The organism is Robbsia betulipollinis (assembly GCF_026624755.1).
GTDB classification, from domain to species: Bacteria; Pseudomonadota; Gammaproteobacteria; order Burkholderiales; family Burkholderiaceae; genus Robbsia; species Robbsia betulipollinis.
Window position 1 is genome coordinate 175,671 of record NZ_JAPMXC010000005.1, and the last position, 14,691, is coordinate 190,361.

At 67.0% G+C, this 14,691-nt stretch carries 16 protein-coding genes; 7 read left to right on the forward strand and 9 right to left on the reverse strand.

What is annotated here, in order from left to right:
* Positions 1-110 precede the first annotated feature (110 nt).
* Positions 111-1,775 carry a phospholipase D family protein gene (locus OVY01_RS15595; RefSeq protein ID WP_284700901.1) on the forward strand — a complete coding sequence of 555 codons (1,665 nt, stop codon included), beginning with the start codon at positions 111-113 and terminating at the stop codon, positions 1,773-1,775.
* A 98-nt stretch (positions 1,776-1,873) separates the two neighbouring features.
* Positions 1,874-3,283, forward strand: coding sequence for a class II fumarate hydratase (gene fumC, locus OVY01_RS15600; RefSeq protein ID WP_267848494.1), 1,410 nt, complete (start codon positions 1,874-1,876; stop codon positions 3,281-3,283).
* 58 nt (positions 3,284-3,341) lie between these two features.
* Here the strand turns inward: fumC and OVY01_RS15605 are convergent, their stop codons facing one another.
* The 3 genes from OVY01_RS15605 to OVY01_RS15615 form a co-directional block, all read right to left on the reverse strand.
* Positions 3,342-3,776: a hypothetical protein gene (locus OVY01_RS15605; protein ID WP_267848495.1), complete on the reverse strand. Its 435-nt coding sequence runs from the start codon at positions 3,774-3,776 to the stop codon at positions 3,342-3,344.
* 117 nt (positions 3,777-3,893) lie between these two features.
* Positions 3,894-4,052, reverse strand: coding sequence for a hypothetical protein (locus OVY01_RS15610; RefSeq protein ID WP_267848496.1), 159 nt, complete (start codon positions 4,050-4,052; stop codon positions 3,894-3,896).
* 77 nt (positions 4,053-4,129) lie between these two features.
* Positions 4,130-4,966, reverse strand: a complete 837-nt coding sequence (locus OVY01_RS15615; RefSeq protein WP_267848497.1) for a thymidylate synthase — start codon at positions 4,964-4,966, stop codon at positions 4,130-4,132.
* A 230-nt stretch (positions 4,967-5,196) separates the two neighbouring features.
* On the opposite strand from OVY01_RS15615, the gene OVY01_RS15620 reads away from it, so the two are divergent.
* The gene (locus tag OVY01_RS15620; protein WP_267848498.1) at positions 5,197-5,721 is read left to right on the forward strand and encodes a dihydrofolate reductase; all 525 of its coding nucleotides are present in this window, start codon (positions 5,197-5,199) and stop codon (positions 5,719-5,721) included.
* Positions 5,722-5,745: 24 nt separating this feature from the next.
* Here the strand turns inward: OVY01_RS15620 and pmbA are convergent, their stop codons facing one another.
* Positions 5,746-7,107 carry a metalloprotease PmbA gene (pmbA, locus tag OVY01_RS15625; protein WP_267848499.1) on the reverse strand — a complete coding sequence of 454 codons (1,362 nt, stop codon included), beginning with the start codon at positions 7,105-7,107 and terminating at the stop codon, positions 5,746-5,748.
* A gap of 125 nt (positions 7,108-7,232) precedes the next feature.
* Between pmbA and yjgA the strand changes: the two genes are divergently transcribed.
* Together yjgA and mog are read left to right on the forward strand one after the other, a co-directional pair.
* The gene (gene yjgA / locus OVY01_RS15630; protein ID WP_267848500.1) at positions 7,233-7,877 is read left to right on the forward strand and encodes a ribosome biogenesis factor YjgA; all 645 of its coding nucleotides are present in this window, start codon (positions 7,233-7,235) and stop codon (positions 7,875-7,877) included.
* Entirely contained in the window at positions 7,858-8,466 is a 609-nt protein-coding gene (gene mog / locus OVY01_RS15635) for a molybdopterin adenylyltransferase (RefSeq protein ID WP_267848501.1), read from the forward strand. The genes yjgA and mog overlap by 20 nt, the downstream gene beginning before the upstream one ends.
* Here mog and orn read toward each other — a convergent pair.
* Positions 8,463-9,119, reverse strand: a complete 657-nt coding sequence (orn, locus tag OVY01_RS15640) for an oligoribonuclease (protein ID WP_267848502.1) — start codon at positions 9,117-9,119, stop codon at positions 8,463-8,465. The genes mog and orn overlap by 4 nt on opposite strands.
* Positions 9,120-9,185: 66 nt before the next feature.
* Here orn and OVY01_RS15645 point away from each other — a divergent pair, with 66 nt between their 5' ends.
* Positions 9,186-10,460 (forward strand): M48 family metallopeptidase, encoded by a 1,275-nt coding sequence (locus tag OVY01_RS15645; RefSeq protein ID WP_267848503.1) that lies wholly within the window; start codon positions 9,186-9,188, stop codon positions 10,458-10,460.
* Positions 10,457-11,524 (forward strand): ribosome small subunit-dependent GTPase A, encoded by a 1,068-nt coding sequence (rsgA, locus tag OVY01_RS15650; protein ID WP_267848504.1) that lies wholly within the window; start codon positions 10,457-10,459, stop codon positions 11,522-11,524. The genes OVY01_RS15645 and rsgA overlap by 4 nt, the downstream gene beginning before the upstream one ends.
* A 50-nt stretch (positions 11,525-11,574) precedes the next feature.
* On the opposite strand, the gene OVY01_RS15655 is transcribed toward rsgA, so the two are convergent.
* From OVY01_RS15655 to trmD, 4 genes are all read right to left on the reverse strand, one after another.
* Positions 11,575-12,537, reverse strand: a complete 963-nt coding sequence (locus tag OVY01_RS15655; RefSeq protein ID WP_267848505.1) for a CobD/CbiB family protein — start codon at positions 12,535-12,537, stop codon at positions 11,575-11,577.
* Positions 12,538-12,651: 114 nt separating this feature from the next.
* Positions 12,652-13,341, reverse strand: a complete 690-nt coding sequence (locus tag OVY01_RS15660; protein WP_267848506.1) for a CoA pyrophosphatase — start codon at positions 13,339-13,341, stop codon at positions 12,652-12,654.
* A 54-nt stretch (positions 13,342-13,395) separates the two neighbouring features.
* Positions 13,396-13,779 carry a 50S ribosomal protein L19 gene (gene rplS / locus OVY01_RS15665; RefSeq protein ID WP_267848507.1) on the reverse strand — a complete coding sequence of 128 codons (384 nt, stop codon included), beginning with the start codon at positions 13,777-13,779 and terminating at the stop codon, positions 13,396-13,398.
* Between the two features lie 131 nt (positions 13,780-13,910).
* Positions 13,911-14,669 carry a tRNA (guanosine(37)-N1)-methyltransferase TrmD gene (trmD, locus tag OVY01_RS15670; protein ID WP_284700910.1) on the reverse strand — a complete coding sequence of 253 codons (759 nt, stop codon included), beginning with the start codon at positions 14,667-14,669 and terminating at the stop codon, positions 13,911-13,913.
* Positions 14,670-14,691: the final 22 nt, after the last annotated feature.

Here is a 14,691-nt window from a genome sequence, read left to right on the forward strand (position 1 = left end):
TCTCTTAGAATGACGCACTTTCTTCAGGATTCCATGGGAACGCCTGACCACCGTCGCAGCACGGGCACGGCGGCCTTCATTTCGTGCGCAACATAATAGGTGTTTTCGTAATGCCGTATGAGTCTGTGTCTGTCGCAGGTCAGGAACAACCCCGCACCACCTCCCCCTTCATTGCAATCCGCACGCTGGCCCTGGCGTTCGGCGCGGCCGCACTGCTCGCGCTGGTCGGTTGCGCGACGACGCGCCCCGCGGCCTCCAGCTTCGTGCGCGATCCTTCGCACGCCATCGCGCCCGATACGCCGGGACCGCTCGCCAGTTCCTTCGCCGCGCCGCGCGCCGCGCACCCGGGCGAGTCGGGCTTCCGCCTGCTGGTGAAAGGATCGGAAGCGCTCAGCGCGCGTATCGCGCTGGCGCGTTCGGCCAGCAAGACGCTCGATATCCAGTACTACATCGCCGAGGAAGACAATACCGGCAAGCTGCTGCTCGAGGCGGCGCTGCGCGCGGCGCAGCGCGGCGTGCGCGTGCGCATGCTCCTCGACGACATGAATTTCAAGGACATCGACTCGACGATGGCGACGATGAACTCGACGCCGAACATCGAGATCCGGGTCTTCAACCCCTTCGTCACGCATAACGAAACCGGCCTGCGACGCATGGCGAACGTGGTCACGCACCTCGATTCGCTGACGCGGCGCATGCACAACAAGGCGATGATCGCGGACAATCAGGCCGCCATCACGGGCGGGCGCAACGTCGGCGACGAGTACTTCGATGCCAGCCCGACGCTCTCCTTCCGCGATATCGATATTCTCTCGGTCGGCCCGATCGTGCCGAAGATTTCCGACAGTTTCGACGTGTTCTGGAACAGCGAGGAGGCCTATCCGCTCAAGGCGCTGAACAATCAGCGCTTCGATCCCGCCGATATCGCCAGCGTGCGCGCGAAACTGCACGCCCACTGGGACGAGATGTCGGCGGTGACCGGCGGTCCGAACCTGGACGAGCCGCCGCTGGCGCGTCAGATCCGCACCGGCGAGATGGGTCTGACCTGGGCCCAGGCGTCCTTCTATTCGGATACGCCGCGCAAGATCGTCGCGCCCACGGACGACTACGTGAGTCCGCCGGTCGAGCGGCTGAAGGAATTGTCGACGCAGGCGAAGACGGAACTGCTGATCATCTCGCCCTACTTCGTGCCGCACAAGACAGGGATCGATGCGCTGGGCGACATGGTGGGACGCGGCATGCGCGTGGCCGTGCTGACGAACTCGCTGGCGGCCACCGACGCGCCGGCGGTCCAGGCAGGCTATGCGCCGGCCCGGGTGCCGCTGCTCGAGAAGGGCGTCGAGCTGTACGAATTCAAACCCGTGCACGGCCGGCCGAAAGCCAGCATGACCGGCTCGAAATCGCGTGCGAGTCTGCATGCCAAGGCCTATGTCCTGGACCGGCAGATTCTGTTGATCGGCTCGATGAACCTGGACCCGCGCTCGGCGGGGTTGAACACCGAAATGGCGATCGAGGTACAAAGCCCCGTGCTGGCCCAGCAGGTCGTCAAGCTGTTCGACGAAGCGACATCGCTCGACGAGAGCTTTCAGGTGACGCTGGCCGACAAGGCGACGCTGGCCGCGATGAGCGCCGCGGGCAAGGCGACCTCGTCGCTGGTCTGGACGACACTGGAAGACGGCAGGACGATGCGCTACAACTTCGACCCGGGCGCCGGCCTGTGGCGCAATCTGCTGACTGGCGTATTCTTCGTGCTGCCGGTGAAGAACCAGCTTTGATGCATGGCGTGATCGTCACGCGCGATTGTCCGCTACCCTATCTAAACGGCACGGCGCCGGCCCCCGGCGCCGTGCCCCTCTGACTGAAGGAGCCTCTCATGACCGACCACACTCCATCCGACGTTCGTCTCGAACGCGACACATTCGGCGAAATCGCCGTGCCGTCCGCCAAGCTATGGGGCGCACAGACCCAGCGCTCGCTGCAGAATTTCAAGATTTCGTCGGAAAAGCAGTCGCCCGAACTGATCCGCGCGCTGGCGATCGTCAAGCGGGCCGCCGCCGCCGTCAACACGGCGCTCGGCGTGCTCCCCGCGGACCGCGCCCAGGCCATCATCGCCGCGGCCGACGAGGTGATCGCGGGCCGGCACCCGGACGAGTTCCCGCTGGCGGTCTGGCAGACCGGTTCCGGCACGCAGTCGAACATGAACCTGAACGAGGTCATCGCCAACCGCGCCAGCGAGCTGATGGGCGGCGAGCGCGGCGAAGGCCGCAAGGTGCACCCGAACGACGACGTCAACCGCGGCCAGTCGTCCAACGACGTGTTCCCGACCGCGATGCACGTGGCCGCAGCCGATGCGATCGTGCATCACCTGCTGCCGGCGCTGAAGACCCTGCGCGATACGCTGCAGGGCAAGGCCGAGGCGTTCCGCGATATCGTCAAGATCGGCCGCACGCATCTGCAGGACGCCACGCCGCTCACGCTCGGCCAGGAATTCTCGGGCTATGTGGCGCAGTTGAACCAGGGCATCCGGCACGTCGAAGCGGCGTTGCCGCATCTGTACGAACTGGCGCTCGGCGGCACCGCCGTGGGCACGGGCCTGAATGCGCACCCCGAGTTCGCCGACAAGGTCGCCGCGGAGATCGCGCGCCTGAGCGGCCTGCCCTACGTCAGCGCGCCGAACAAGTTCGAGGTGATGGCCGCGGCGGACGCGCTGGTCCACGCGCACGGCGCGCTGAAAACCATCGCCGCCAGCCTGATGAAGATCACCAACGACGTGCGCTGGCTCGCCAGCGGCCCGCGCTGCGGCCTGGGCGAACTGTCGATTCCGGAAAACGAACCGGGCAGCTCGATCATGCCGGGCAAGGTCAATCCGACGCAGTCCGAGGCGGTGACGATGTTGTGCTGCCAGGTGTTCGGCAACGACGTCGCGGTCAATTTCGGCGGTGCGAGCGGCAATTTCGAACTCAACGTCTTCCGGCCGATGATCGTGCACAATGTGCTGCAATCGGTGCGTCTGCTGGCCGATGGCGCGCTCAGTTTCAACGACAATTGCGCGGTGGGCATCGAGCCGAACCGCGAGCGGATCACGTCGCTGATGAACGAGTCGCTGATGCTGGTGACGGCGCTCAACCCCCACATCGGCTACGACAAGGCCGCGCAGATCGCGAAGAAGGCGCACAAGGACGGCACCACGCTCAAGCAGGCGGCACTCGCGCTCGGGCATGTGACCGAGCAGCAGTTCGATGAATGGGTCAAGCCGGAAGACATGGTCGGCAATCAGGCCTGAGGCCTGAGGCGGGTCGCACGCGGCATGCCGTGCTGCCGTGTGCGAGCCGCCAGCGACGTCAAAAGCAGCTTTGCAGGGCCCGGCGCCGCAGGTCCTCGTCCGGGTCGCTGACGAAGCTGCGCACGAAATAGTCGGCATGGGTCACGCCCGCCGCCGGATAGATCTCGACATAGGCGCGCGCGAGCGGATCGCGCGCCGTCTTCACGTCGACGATCAGCCCGCGCCAGCCCGGGTGCAGCGTGACCTTGCCCGGCGCGAATACCGACAGCCGCGCCCAGCGCTCGCCGATGCAACGCGACAGATCGTCGACCGCCGCGAGGCTGGTGAAGCGCGCGACCGGCAGCACGTCGAGCGGGTCGGCGTCGCGCGGGCGCGCATCCGTGACCAGACCGTCGTGCCGCGCGTCATTCCGCCCCGCGTCGTCGAACCTCGGCCCGGGCGTGCGCGTGCCGACGGGCCCCGCACAGGCAGCCAGCAGCACGATGCCCGCCACGCCCGCGACGCTCCGGCACCAGACGCGCCCGCATCGGGGCCAGGTCCTTCTTCGCACCCCGTCCCGGAGCACCCCGCCGCCACGCCCCTCCCACCGGCCCGAAGCGCCTCGCATCGCTCAGTTATGCACCGCTACGCCCGTATCGATCGTGCCGTACATCGTCATGCTGCTCGTCGACCCGGCAGCGGATCGGCCATCGCCGCCCGCGCAGGCAGCGGTGAGCAGGGTAGAGGTCAACAGCGTCAGCAGCGTCAGCAGGTTCGGGAATCGTTTCACGTCGTTATCCAGGAAATGCCGCAAAAGCGCTGCGGAAGGGGCCGGGTGCGACCGGTGCGGGACCGCCCCGGCGCGGTTCAGATCGCGATCGGCGCGGCGATCGACGGATGCGGTGCGTAGTCGAGAATCTCGAAATCGTCGAAACGGTAATCGAGGATCGACGCCGGCCGGCGCCTGATCAGCAGACGCGGCAAGGCGCGCGGTTCACGGGACAGTTGCTCGCGCGCCTGTTCGACGTGATTCGCATACAGATGCGCGTCGCCGATCGAATGCACGATTTCGCCGGGTTCGAGCCCGACCTGCTGCGCCAGCATGTGCGTCAGGAAAGCGACCGACGCGCAGTTGTACGGCACGCCGAGAAACCAGTCGCCCGAACGCTGCGTCAGCATGCAGCTCAGCCGGCCGTCGGCGACGTAGAACTGATACATCACGTGGCACGGCGGCAAGGCCATGCGGCCCGCCGCCGCGTTCTCGACGGGTGAGCGCGCCTCGTCCGGCAGGTAGGAAACGTTCCAGGCGTTGATGATGTGCCGCCGGCTGAACGGCTTGTCCCGCAACGACGCGACGAGCGCGGCGATCTGATCGGTGGTGGTGCCGTCGGCGTTCCGCCAATGACGCCACTGCGCGCCGTAGACGGGACCGAGTTCGCCGTCGGGCGTCGCCCACTCGTCCCAGATCGTGACCTTGTTCTCGTGCAGGTAGCGCAGATTCGTTTCGCCGCGCAGAAACCACAGCAGCTCGTGGAGAATCGAGCGGATGTGCAGCTTCTTCGTGGTGAGCAACGGGAAACCCTGCGCCAGGTCGTGCCGGTACATCACGCCGAACAACGAACGCGTACCGGTGCCGGTCCGGTCCTCCCGGATCGTGCCCTGTTCGAGCAGGCGCCGGAGAACCGCGAGATACTGCTGATCCATTTCAGATGACCCTGGAGACGGTGAAGCGATGGGCCGCCTTTCCCGGAAGCCAACGGGCGGCGGCACGTGCGTGGCGAGTATTCTACCCGCTGCGCCGGGGCCGGGGAATCCACGCGGGGCGGGCAGCGGACACGTACGGAACCCGCGCGCCGGCGACGGTCGCGCGGCATTCGGGCGGCGCGCTAGAATACAGGGCATCTTGCCCTACTCCTGCGCTTCCCCGCATGCCGATGACATCCGCCACCCCGCCCCGCGTTGCCCTTCCCACCCTGACCCTGATCGTCGCCCGTGCCCGCAACGGCGTGATCGGCCGCGACAACCGGTTGCCCTGGCGCCTGCCGGAGGATCTCGCCTACTTCAAGCGCACGACGCTGGGCGCGCCGGTCATCATGGGCCGCAAGACGCACGAATCGATCGGCCGGCCCCTGCCCGGGCGTCTCAATCTGGTGATAACGCGCGATACGCAGCGGCGTTTCACCGGCTGCGAAGTGGTGCACGGCCTCGAGGCGGCGTTGACGGCATGCGTTCGCGAAGCGGCGCCGGAGGCGTTTCTGATCGGAGGGTCGGAACTCTACGCGGCCGGCATGCCCCGGGCGGACCGCCTGCTAGTGACGCAGATCGACGCGGACTTCGAGGGCGACGCGTTCTTCGCCGCGCCGGACCCGGCCATTTGGCGGGAGAGCCGACGCGATTCCCACCGGGGCGGCGTGCCGGAGCCGTTCGACTTCGCCTTCGTCGAGTATTTACGCCGCTAGGCGCGCACCTCGGCGGTCCCCCCGCTAGGCGCGCCCCGCTATCGTCATTTGCTCGATCAGGATCGAGCCGCTGGTCTTGTTGCCGCGCACCAGCCGGTCCGCGCCCACCGCGACGATATGGCGCAACATCTGCGCCAGATTGCCGGCGATCGTGATTTCCTCGACCGGGAACTGGATCACACCGTTCTCGACCCAGAAACCCGACGCGCCGCGCGAGTAATCGCCCGTGATCAGGTTCACGCCCTGCCCCATCAGATCCGTGACGAACAAGCCACGGCCGAGCTTGCGCAGCATCGCGTCCAGATCGTCGGCCGGATCGGTCAGCGTGCTGGTCAGCGACAGATTGTGCGCGCCACCGGCGTTGCCGGTGGTCGGCAGCTTGAGCTTGCGCGCCGAGTAGGTCGACAGGAAATACCCGCGCAGCACGCCGTCCTCGACCAGTGCGCGCTTTTGCGTGCGCACCCCTTCGTCGTCGAAGGGCGCGCTGCCCATCGCGCGTGGCACGTAGGGGTCCTCGTGGATGCTCAGATGATCGGCCAGCACCGGCCGGTCGACGCTGTCCGCCAGGAACGTCGCCTTGCGATACAGCGCGCCGCCGCTCGCGCCCTGCACCAGCGAATTGATCAGGCCCATCGCGATCGGCGCCTCGAACAGCACCGGTGCCTTGCAGGTATCGATCGGGCGCGCGCCCAGGCGCGACAGCGCCCGTTGCGCGGCATAGCGGCCGATACGCTCCGGTTCCAGCAGGTCGCTCGCGCGGCGCTGCGACGAATGCCAGTCGTCGCGCTGCATCTGGCCCTGGTGGCCGGCGATCGGCGCACAGGAAATATAGTGGCGCGACACCGGAAAGCCGCCAAGGAAACCGCGGCTGGTCGCCAGCACGAATTGCGAATGCTGCGCGGACACGCTCGCGCCGTCGGAATTCTCGATATGCGCGTCGGTCTCGAACGCCGCGCGCTCGGCCCGGCGCGCCAGTTCGACCGCCTGGTCGGCGTTCAGGTCCCACGGATGGAACAGGTCCAGGTCGCGTGGCGCGCGCTCGAGCAGTTCCGCCTCGGCCAGGCCCGCGCAGTCGTCCTCGGCGGTGAAGCGCGCGATGTTGTGCGCGGCCGCCACGGTGTCGCGGATCGCCTTCGTTGAAAAGTCCGACGTGCTCGCGTTGCCCCGCTTGTTGCCGACGAAAACCGTCACGCCGACGGTCTTGTCGCGGTTATGCTCGATCGTCTCGACCTCGTCGCGCCGCACGGTGACGGACAGGCCGTCGCCTTCGGAAATCTCGGTGGCCGCATCGGTTGCACCGAGTTCGCGCGCGTACTTCAGGATGTCGTTCGCGATGTCCTTGAGCTGGTCCTGGGAATGGGGAAAAAGACGCGAATGGGCGGGCATGGGGAATCGGTTCTCCTGGGACGGCGTTCTATGCGCTCGATCATAGCAACAGTTCCTGCACGACGCTCGCGCGATCGGGCGCATCGGGGGTGCCCGTCGCGCCGCCGGGTCTGTACAATTCGCCCATGACGCGAAAAAGACATTTGGACCGGGCCGGCATCGCCGAGCCCGCTGCGGACGACGCCGACGAGGCGCCGCTCTATGATCGCCCGAGCAAATCGCAACTCAAGCGCGACATGCTCGCGCTGCAGGTGCTGGGCAAGGAACTGGCGGAACTGCCGAAGGAGGCCTTCCGCAAACTGCCTCTGCCCGAGGCCCTGTTCGACGCCCTGACCGACGTGCGCAAGATTACCGACCACGAAGGCCGGCGCCGGCAGATGCAGTTCGTCGGCAAGGTGATGCGGCGCCTGACGGACGAGGAAGTGGCGGCGCTGCGCGCCGTGCTGGACGTCATCAAGGGGCTGAGCCGCTCGGAGACGGTGAAACTGCATACGATCGAGCGCTGGCGCGACCAGTTGATCGCTTCGGACGAGGCGCTGACGGACTTCCTGCAACGCTATCCCGGTGTCGATGTCCAGGAAGGACGCACATTGATCCGCAACGCGCGCCGCGAAGCCGAGCAGAAACGCTCGCCACGGTATTACCGCGAATTGTTCCAGTGGGTGAAGAGCGCGGTCTCGCCGGCGGTGCGGAGCGAGGACGAGGCGGACGACGCGGCGCGCACGGATGACGACGAGGCGGACGACGACCATGCGCACTTCGATGACTGACGCCGACACGCTGGTCGTCGGCCTGGTGTCGATCAGCGACCGGGCCAGCGGCGGCGTCTATGCCGATGCCGGCATCCCGGCGCTCGAGGCCTGGCTGGGTACCGCGCTGTCGACCCCCTGGCGGGCCGAGACGCGGCTGATCGCCGACGATGCGCCGACCATCTCGGCGACGCTGGTCGAGCTGGTCGACCGGATGAACTGCGACCTGATCCTGACGACCGGCGGCACCGGCCCGGCGCGCCGGGACGTGACGCCCGAGGCGACGCTGGCGGTGGCCAGCCGGGAAATGCCGGGTTTCGGCGAGCAGATGCGGCAGATCAGCCTGCATTTCGTGCCCACGGCGATTCTCTCGCGGCAGGTCGCCGTGATCCGCGACACGGGCGACCACGCCGCACTGATCGTCAACCTGCCGGGACAGCCGAAGTCGATCCGCGAAACGCTCGAAGGCGCCCGGGATGCATCGGGCACGCTGACCACGCCCGGCATCTTCGCGGCAATTCCGTACTGCATCGATCTGATCGGCGGGCCTTACGTGGAAACGGTCACGACGGTCGTCGACGCCTTCCGGCCGAAAAGCGCACGGCGCTAGACTGCCGGGTTCGCCGCCGGTGCGCCCGCCTCCGTGCGGATGAAATGCTCGCGGTAGTACTTCAGTTCCTCGATCGATTCGACGATGTCGGCCAGGGCCGTGTGCGCGGCCCGTTTCTGAAAGCCCTTCACCAGCTCCGGGCGCCAGCGCCGGCACAATTCCTTGAGCGTGCTGACGTCCAGGTTCCGATAATGGAAGAAGGTTTCGAGCTCGGGCATCCAGCGCGCCATGAAGCGGCGGTCCTGGCAGATCGAATTGCCGCACATCGGCGACTTTCCCGGCGGCACGTACTGTCCGGCGAACGCCCGGATCCGTTCGATCGCGTCCTGCTCGGTGAAGGGAGAGGCCCGTACCCGGTCGATCAGGCCGGAGCGCCCGTGCGTCGTCTTGTTCCAGTTGTCCATCGCGTCGAGCGCCGCGTCGGACTGGTGGATCGCGATGACCGGCCCCTCCACCTGCACGTTCAGGTGCAGATCGGTGATCACGACCGCGATTTCGATGATGCGATCGGTGTCCGGCATCAGGCCGGTCATTTCCATATCCACCCAGATCAGGTTGAATTCGCTGCGGGCGAGCACGGTCGACGTCGATGCCGGGGCGGATTCGGGAGCGGGGGAAGACACGGGGGACGGGACAGCGGGTTCGATGGACATGGCGTTCGACGGAAATGACGCGGAAGAAACTATAATTCTCGCATAGTCTCCGGAGGGGATCCTTTCATGTTCACGTATTTGTTTGCTCTTGCCCTGGTCGCCATGGTGGCGACCAAGCTCTGGCTCGGCCAGCGCCAGATGCGGCATGTCCTCGCGCATCGCGACGCGGTGCCGGCGCGTTTCGCCGACGCGATTTCGCTGCACTCGCACCAGCGCGCCGCCGACTACACGGTGGCGCGGCTGCGGTTGACGGTGGCCGAAGTGCTGGTCGCCGCGGTGGTGCTCGCCGCGCTGACGCTGTTCGGCGGCGCCGGCGCGATCGATGCCGGTCTCGCCCATGTCCTGGGCCGCGGCTATCTGCAGGAAATCGCGCTGATCGCGATCGTCGTCGGCATCACCAGCCTGGTGGACCTGCCGTTCGACTATGCGCGCCATTTCGTCATCGAGGAGCGTTTCGGCTTCAACAAGATGACGCGCGGGCTGTTCTTCGCGGACCTGGCGAAATCGACCGCGATCGGCGTGGTATTCGCGGTGCCGTTGCTGTTCGCGGTGCTGTGGCTGATGACCCGTGCCGGTGCGCTCTGGTGGTGGTACGCGTGGCTGCTCTGGGTCGGCTTCAACGTGCTGGTGCTGGTGTTCTACCCGACGCTGATCGCGCCCCTGTTCAACAAGTTCCAGCCGCTCGACGATCAGGCCCTGCGCACGCGGATCGAGGCGCTGATGCGCCGTTGCGGTTTCGCGGCGAAAGGCCTGTTCGTGATGGACGGCAGCCGCCGCTCGGCGCATGGCAACGCCTACTTTACCGGCTTCGGCGCGGCGAAACGGATCGTGTTCTTCGATACGCTGATCGAGCGCCTGGATGGCGCGGAAATCGAGGCGGTGCTCGCCCACGAACTCGGCCATTTCAAGCGCCGGCACGTGATGAAGCGGATGGTGACGGTCTTCGGCCTGAGTCTGGTGATGCTGGGCCTGCTCGGCTGGCTCATGCAGCAGGCGTGGTTCTACACCGGGCTGGGCACCACGCCCTCGCCGACCGGGGGCAACGAGGGGCTCGCATTGCTGCTATTCTTCCTGGTGATGCCGGTCTTTCTGTTTTTCGCCGGACCGCTCAGCGCACTCACCTCGCGCAAGCATGAGTTCGAGGCCGACGCCTTCGCCGCCGCCCAGACCGATGCGCAGGATCTCGTCAGCGCGCTCGTCAAGCTCTACCAGGACAATGCGTCGACACTGACGCCCGATCCGCTTTATTCGGCCTTTTATTATTCCCACCCGCCCGCCTCGCAACGCATCGACAGGCTGCTGCTCTCACCCGCTCCCCTGTCCGCTCCCGCCGCCGCATGACACGTTCTAAGCCGGACCTCGATCTCCTGCCCGAAGCGGACAGCCCGCGCCCCCGCGCCGCCCGGCGCGGCACCGCGGGCAAGCCCGGCGCCGGTCATGCCGCATTGCCGGATGACGCAAACGACCCGGCCCGTCCGGACGCTTCGGACGACCTGCCGACCACCGGCGCCGCCACTGCCGAGGGCATCGTCATCGCAGCGCATGGCCGCCACTATGTGGTCGCGCCGGATGGCGACGCACCCGTGCTGCAATGCTTTCCGCGGGGCAAGAAAAGCGAGATCGCCGTGGGCGACCGGGTCCGTTTCGCCGCGCGGTCCGCGAACCAGGGCGTCATCCTGGACATCCTGCCGCGCCGCAATCTGCTGTACCGGTCGGACCAGTACAAGTCCAAGCTGTTCGCCGCCAATCTCGATCAACTGATGATCGTGCTCGCGACCGAGCCGCATTTCAGCGAGGATCTGATCGGCCGCGCGATGGTGGCCGCCGACGCCCACGGCCTGGGCGTGCTGATCATCCTCAACAAGGTCGACGTAGCCGCCGCGCTGCCGCTCGCCCGGGCGCGTCTGGCACCTTATCAGGCGCTGGGTTACCCCGTGATCGAGACGTCGGCAGGCAGTGCGCCGGAGGCAACCGCGGCCATGCTCGCGCCCTATCTGGCGGGACGCTCGACGTTGCTGCTGGGTCAATCGGGCATGGGGAAATCGACGCTGGTGAATGCGCTGGTGCCGGGCGCGCTGGCGGCCACGCGCGAGATTTCGGCGGCGCTTCATTCCGGCAAGCACACCACCACCTTTACGCGGCGCTATGCGCTGCCCGATGGCGGCAGCCTGCTGGATTCCCCGGGTTTCCAGGAGTTTGGGCTGCATCATCTGAGCGAAGGCGAACTGGAGCGGGCCTTCGCCGAATTCCGGCCATTGCTGGGGCAATGCCGCTTCTACAACTGCCGGCATCTGCACGAACCGGGCTGCGCGCTGCTGGACGCGGTCGCCGACGGCCGCATCGCCCCGGCCCGGCATGCCCTGTACGCGCAATTGGTGCACGAAGCGGGACAGATCGTCCGCTAGTCGGACCTGGCGTCTTCCGGGCGATGCGCCCGAAGACCGGCCGGGTGGGCTCAGGCGAGCCAGACCGACAGCGTGACCATCAGCAGCAGGATCATCCAGAGGATCACCGCGCGCCAGACCAGGCCTACCGCCGACTGCAGCGTGCGCGGCGTGCAGTCCTCGCCGACGGGCATCGCCGTCGTGCCGGTTGCCGCTCCCGTCTGCGCGTCGGCCGCGGCCAGCACGTCGATGGCGGCGGGCTCGGCGAGCGGCCCGCTCAAGCGAGCGCCCAACGCGCCGCTGCCCGCGGCGAGCAGGGTGCCTTCGTTCGAATCCGGCCATTGCCGCGCATGGTTGCGCCAGGCGTAGATGGCATCCTCGAAATTGCCGACGATCGCGAAACCGAGGGCGGTGAGGCGTACCGGAATCCAGTCGATGACGAAGAACGCCCGCCGCGCGAAGCCAGCGAACGGCACGCTGCGATCGACCTCGGCCTCGCTCCAGCTCGCCGACAGATGCGCGGCGACCCGGTACAGCACCGCGCCGGCCGGGCCGATCGGAATCAGAAACCAGAAGAAGACGCCAAAGACATGACGATGCGAACTGATCACCGCGTACATCAAGGTATGGCGGACGATTTCGCTGACCGGCATCTCGGACGTATCGGCGCCCGTCCACTGCCGCAGGATCTCGCGCGCGAGCGGCACGTCGTCATTGTTCAACGCGAGGTGGATGTCGGTGAAATAGTGACTGAACTGGCGAAAACCCAGCGTGAAATACAGCACCGCCACGTTCCATGCGAACGCCAGAACGACGCTGACCCGGTACAGCAGGTAATACACCACGCCGACCCCAAGCGTCCACGGCACCACCACGCCCAGCCAGGCCAGCACGCCATGCCGCCCCCGCCCCGCATCGAAGCCGCGGCCGGCGCCGGCCGCATGCGAGCGCAGCAGCGCCGCCACCGGATTGTTCGATCCGAGCGCGCGCATCTGCTCGATCACCAGCGCCAGGAGAACGGAAAAGAAGGTCATGCGTTCAGAATGAAATGACGAAGGGGCTTGCCCGGGGCTCGCGCAACGGGCTCGCGCAACGGGCTCGCGCCACAGGACGCGCGAGAGTGCGCATTACGATACCACCAAAGGCCGTCAGGCGATCAGGAAACGATACAGATTGCGCAACATCCCGGCGGTCGCGCCCCAGATGAAGTGATCGCCGGCGCCCTCCTCCCGGGGATAGGGCATCGAGAAGAAGCGACGGCTGTCGTCCCCCGCATGGAACACCCGGATCTGGTGATTCGCCGGGTCCATCAGGAAAGCCAGCGGCACCTCGAACACCTCGGCGACTTCGTCGTCGCACGCGGCGACGGTGAAAGGCGGATGTACCAGGCCCACGACCGTCCTCACCGCGTAACCGGTGCCGGTCAGGTAATCCGGCAGCTCACCCAGAACCTCGACGCGTTCGCGCGGCAGTGCGACCTCCTCCCACGCTTCGCGCAACGCCGTGTCGGCGGCGTCCCGGTCCTCGGGGTCGCACCGCCCACCGGGAAAACTGATCTGCCCGGCATGGTCGGTCAGATGCGCGGCCCGATGGGTCAGCAGCACCGTGACGCCCTGCGGCCGGTCGATCAGACCGATCAGCACGGCGGCGAGGCGCAGGTCGCCGGCATGCTCGCGCGCCGCTTCGGCACGCTCCGGCGTCCAGTCCACGGCCGGCCGCCGGGCGAAGCGTTCGCGCAGGGCCGCCGCCGTCAGACGCGCGGCCGGCACGGCAGGCAGCCCGGCGTGCGACGGCTCGACGGGCAGATGCTCGGGATCGAATAGCGGACGGGTCGGCATGGCGGGACTCCCAAAACGAACAAGGCACCCGAAGGTGCCTTGTCTTGACTGCTTTTACGCCTGAACCGGCTGCTCTTTGCGAACCAGCTTTTCCTTGATGCGCGCCTTCTTGCCCGACAGGTTGCGCAGGTAGTACAGCTTCGCGCGACGGACATCGCCGCGACGCTTCACGACGATGCTCGCCAGCTGCGGCGAATACGTCTGGAACGTACGCTCGACGCCTTCGCCCGACGAAATCTTGCGGACGATGAACGACGAATTCAGACCGCGGTTACGCTTCGCGATCACCACGCCTTCATACGCCTGAACCCGCTTGCGCGTGCCTTCGACGACGTTGACGCTGACCACCACCGTGTCGCCCGGGGCGAACGTGGGGATGGTCTTGTCGCCCAGCGAACGGGCGATTTCTTCTTGTTCGAGTTGATCGATCAGATTCATTTACGACTCCAGATACCATCGTGCCGGCGTTGCATACCGCGCTTCATATCTCACTTAGCAGCGGGCCCCGGCAGAGGATGGATGATGATCGACGCCGGCCGGAGCCCGCGTCGCCTTGTGCCCGAACCGGCCTACAGGGCCGATTCCGGACTTGCGAGCCAGGCCTCATCGGCCCGGCTCAACAAACCTTTGTCGCGTGCCGCCGCGATCAGTTCGGGGCGTTGCGCACGCGTTTTCGACAGCGACCGCCGCCGGCGCCAGGCGACGATCTGCGCATGATGGCCGCCCAGCAGCACGTCCGGCACCCGCATGCCCTCGTATTCCTCGGGACGCGTGTAGTGCGGACAATCCAGCAGGCCATCGGCGAAACTGTCCTGCTCCGCCGACTGCGCATCGCCCAGCACGCCGGGCAACTGGCGGATCACCGCGTCCATCAGCGCCATCGCCGGCAGCTCTCCGCCCGACAGGACGAAGTCGCCGACGCTGATTTCCTCGTCGACGCAGCGCTCGAGCAGACGCTGGTCGACTGCTTCGTAGCGGCCGCACAGCAGCACCAGACCCGGCTCGCGCGACAGTTCCAGCACCCGCTGGTGATTGAGCGGCGCGCCCTGCGGAGACAACATCACCACGCGCGGCGCGACGATGCCGGCCGCGTGCTGCGCCTGCCGTGCCGCGCCGATCGTCGCCTCCAGCGGCCGCGCCAGCATCACCATGCCGGGACCGCCGCCATACGGCCGATCGTCGACCGTACGGTGCGCGTCCTGCGTGAAATCGCGCGGATTCCAGGTCGTGAGCGAATAGCGCCCCTGCTTCGCGGCTCGGGAAGTGATGCCCCAGTCGGTCAGCGCCCGAAACATCTCGGGGAAAAGCGTCAGCACGTCGAAACGCATCGTTCCCGCCCTCATCGTCCTT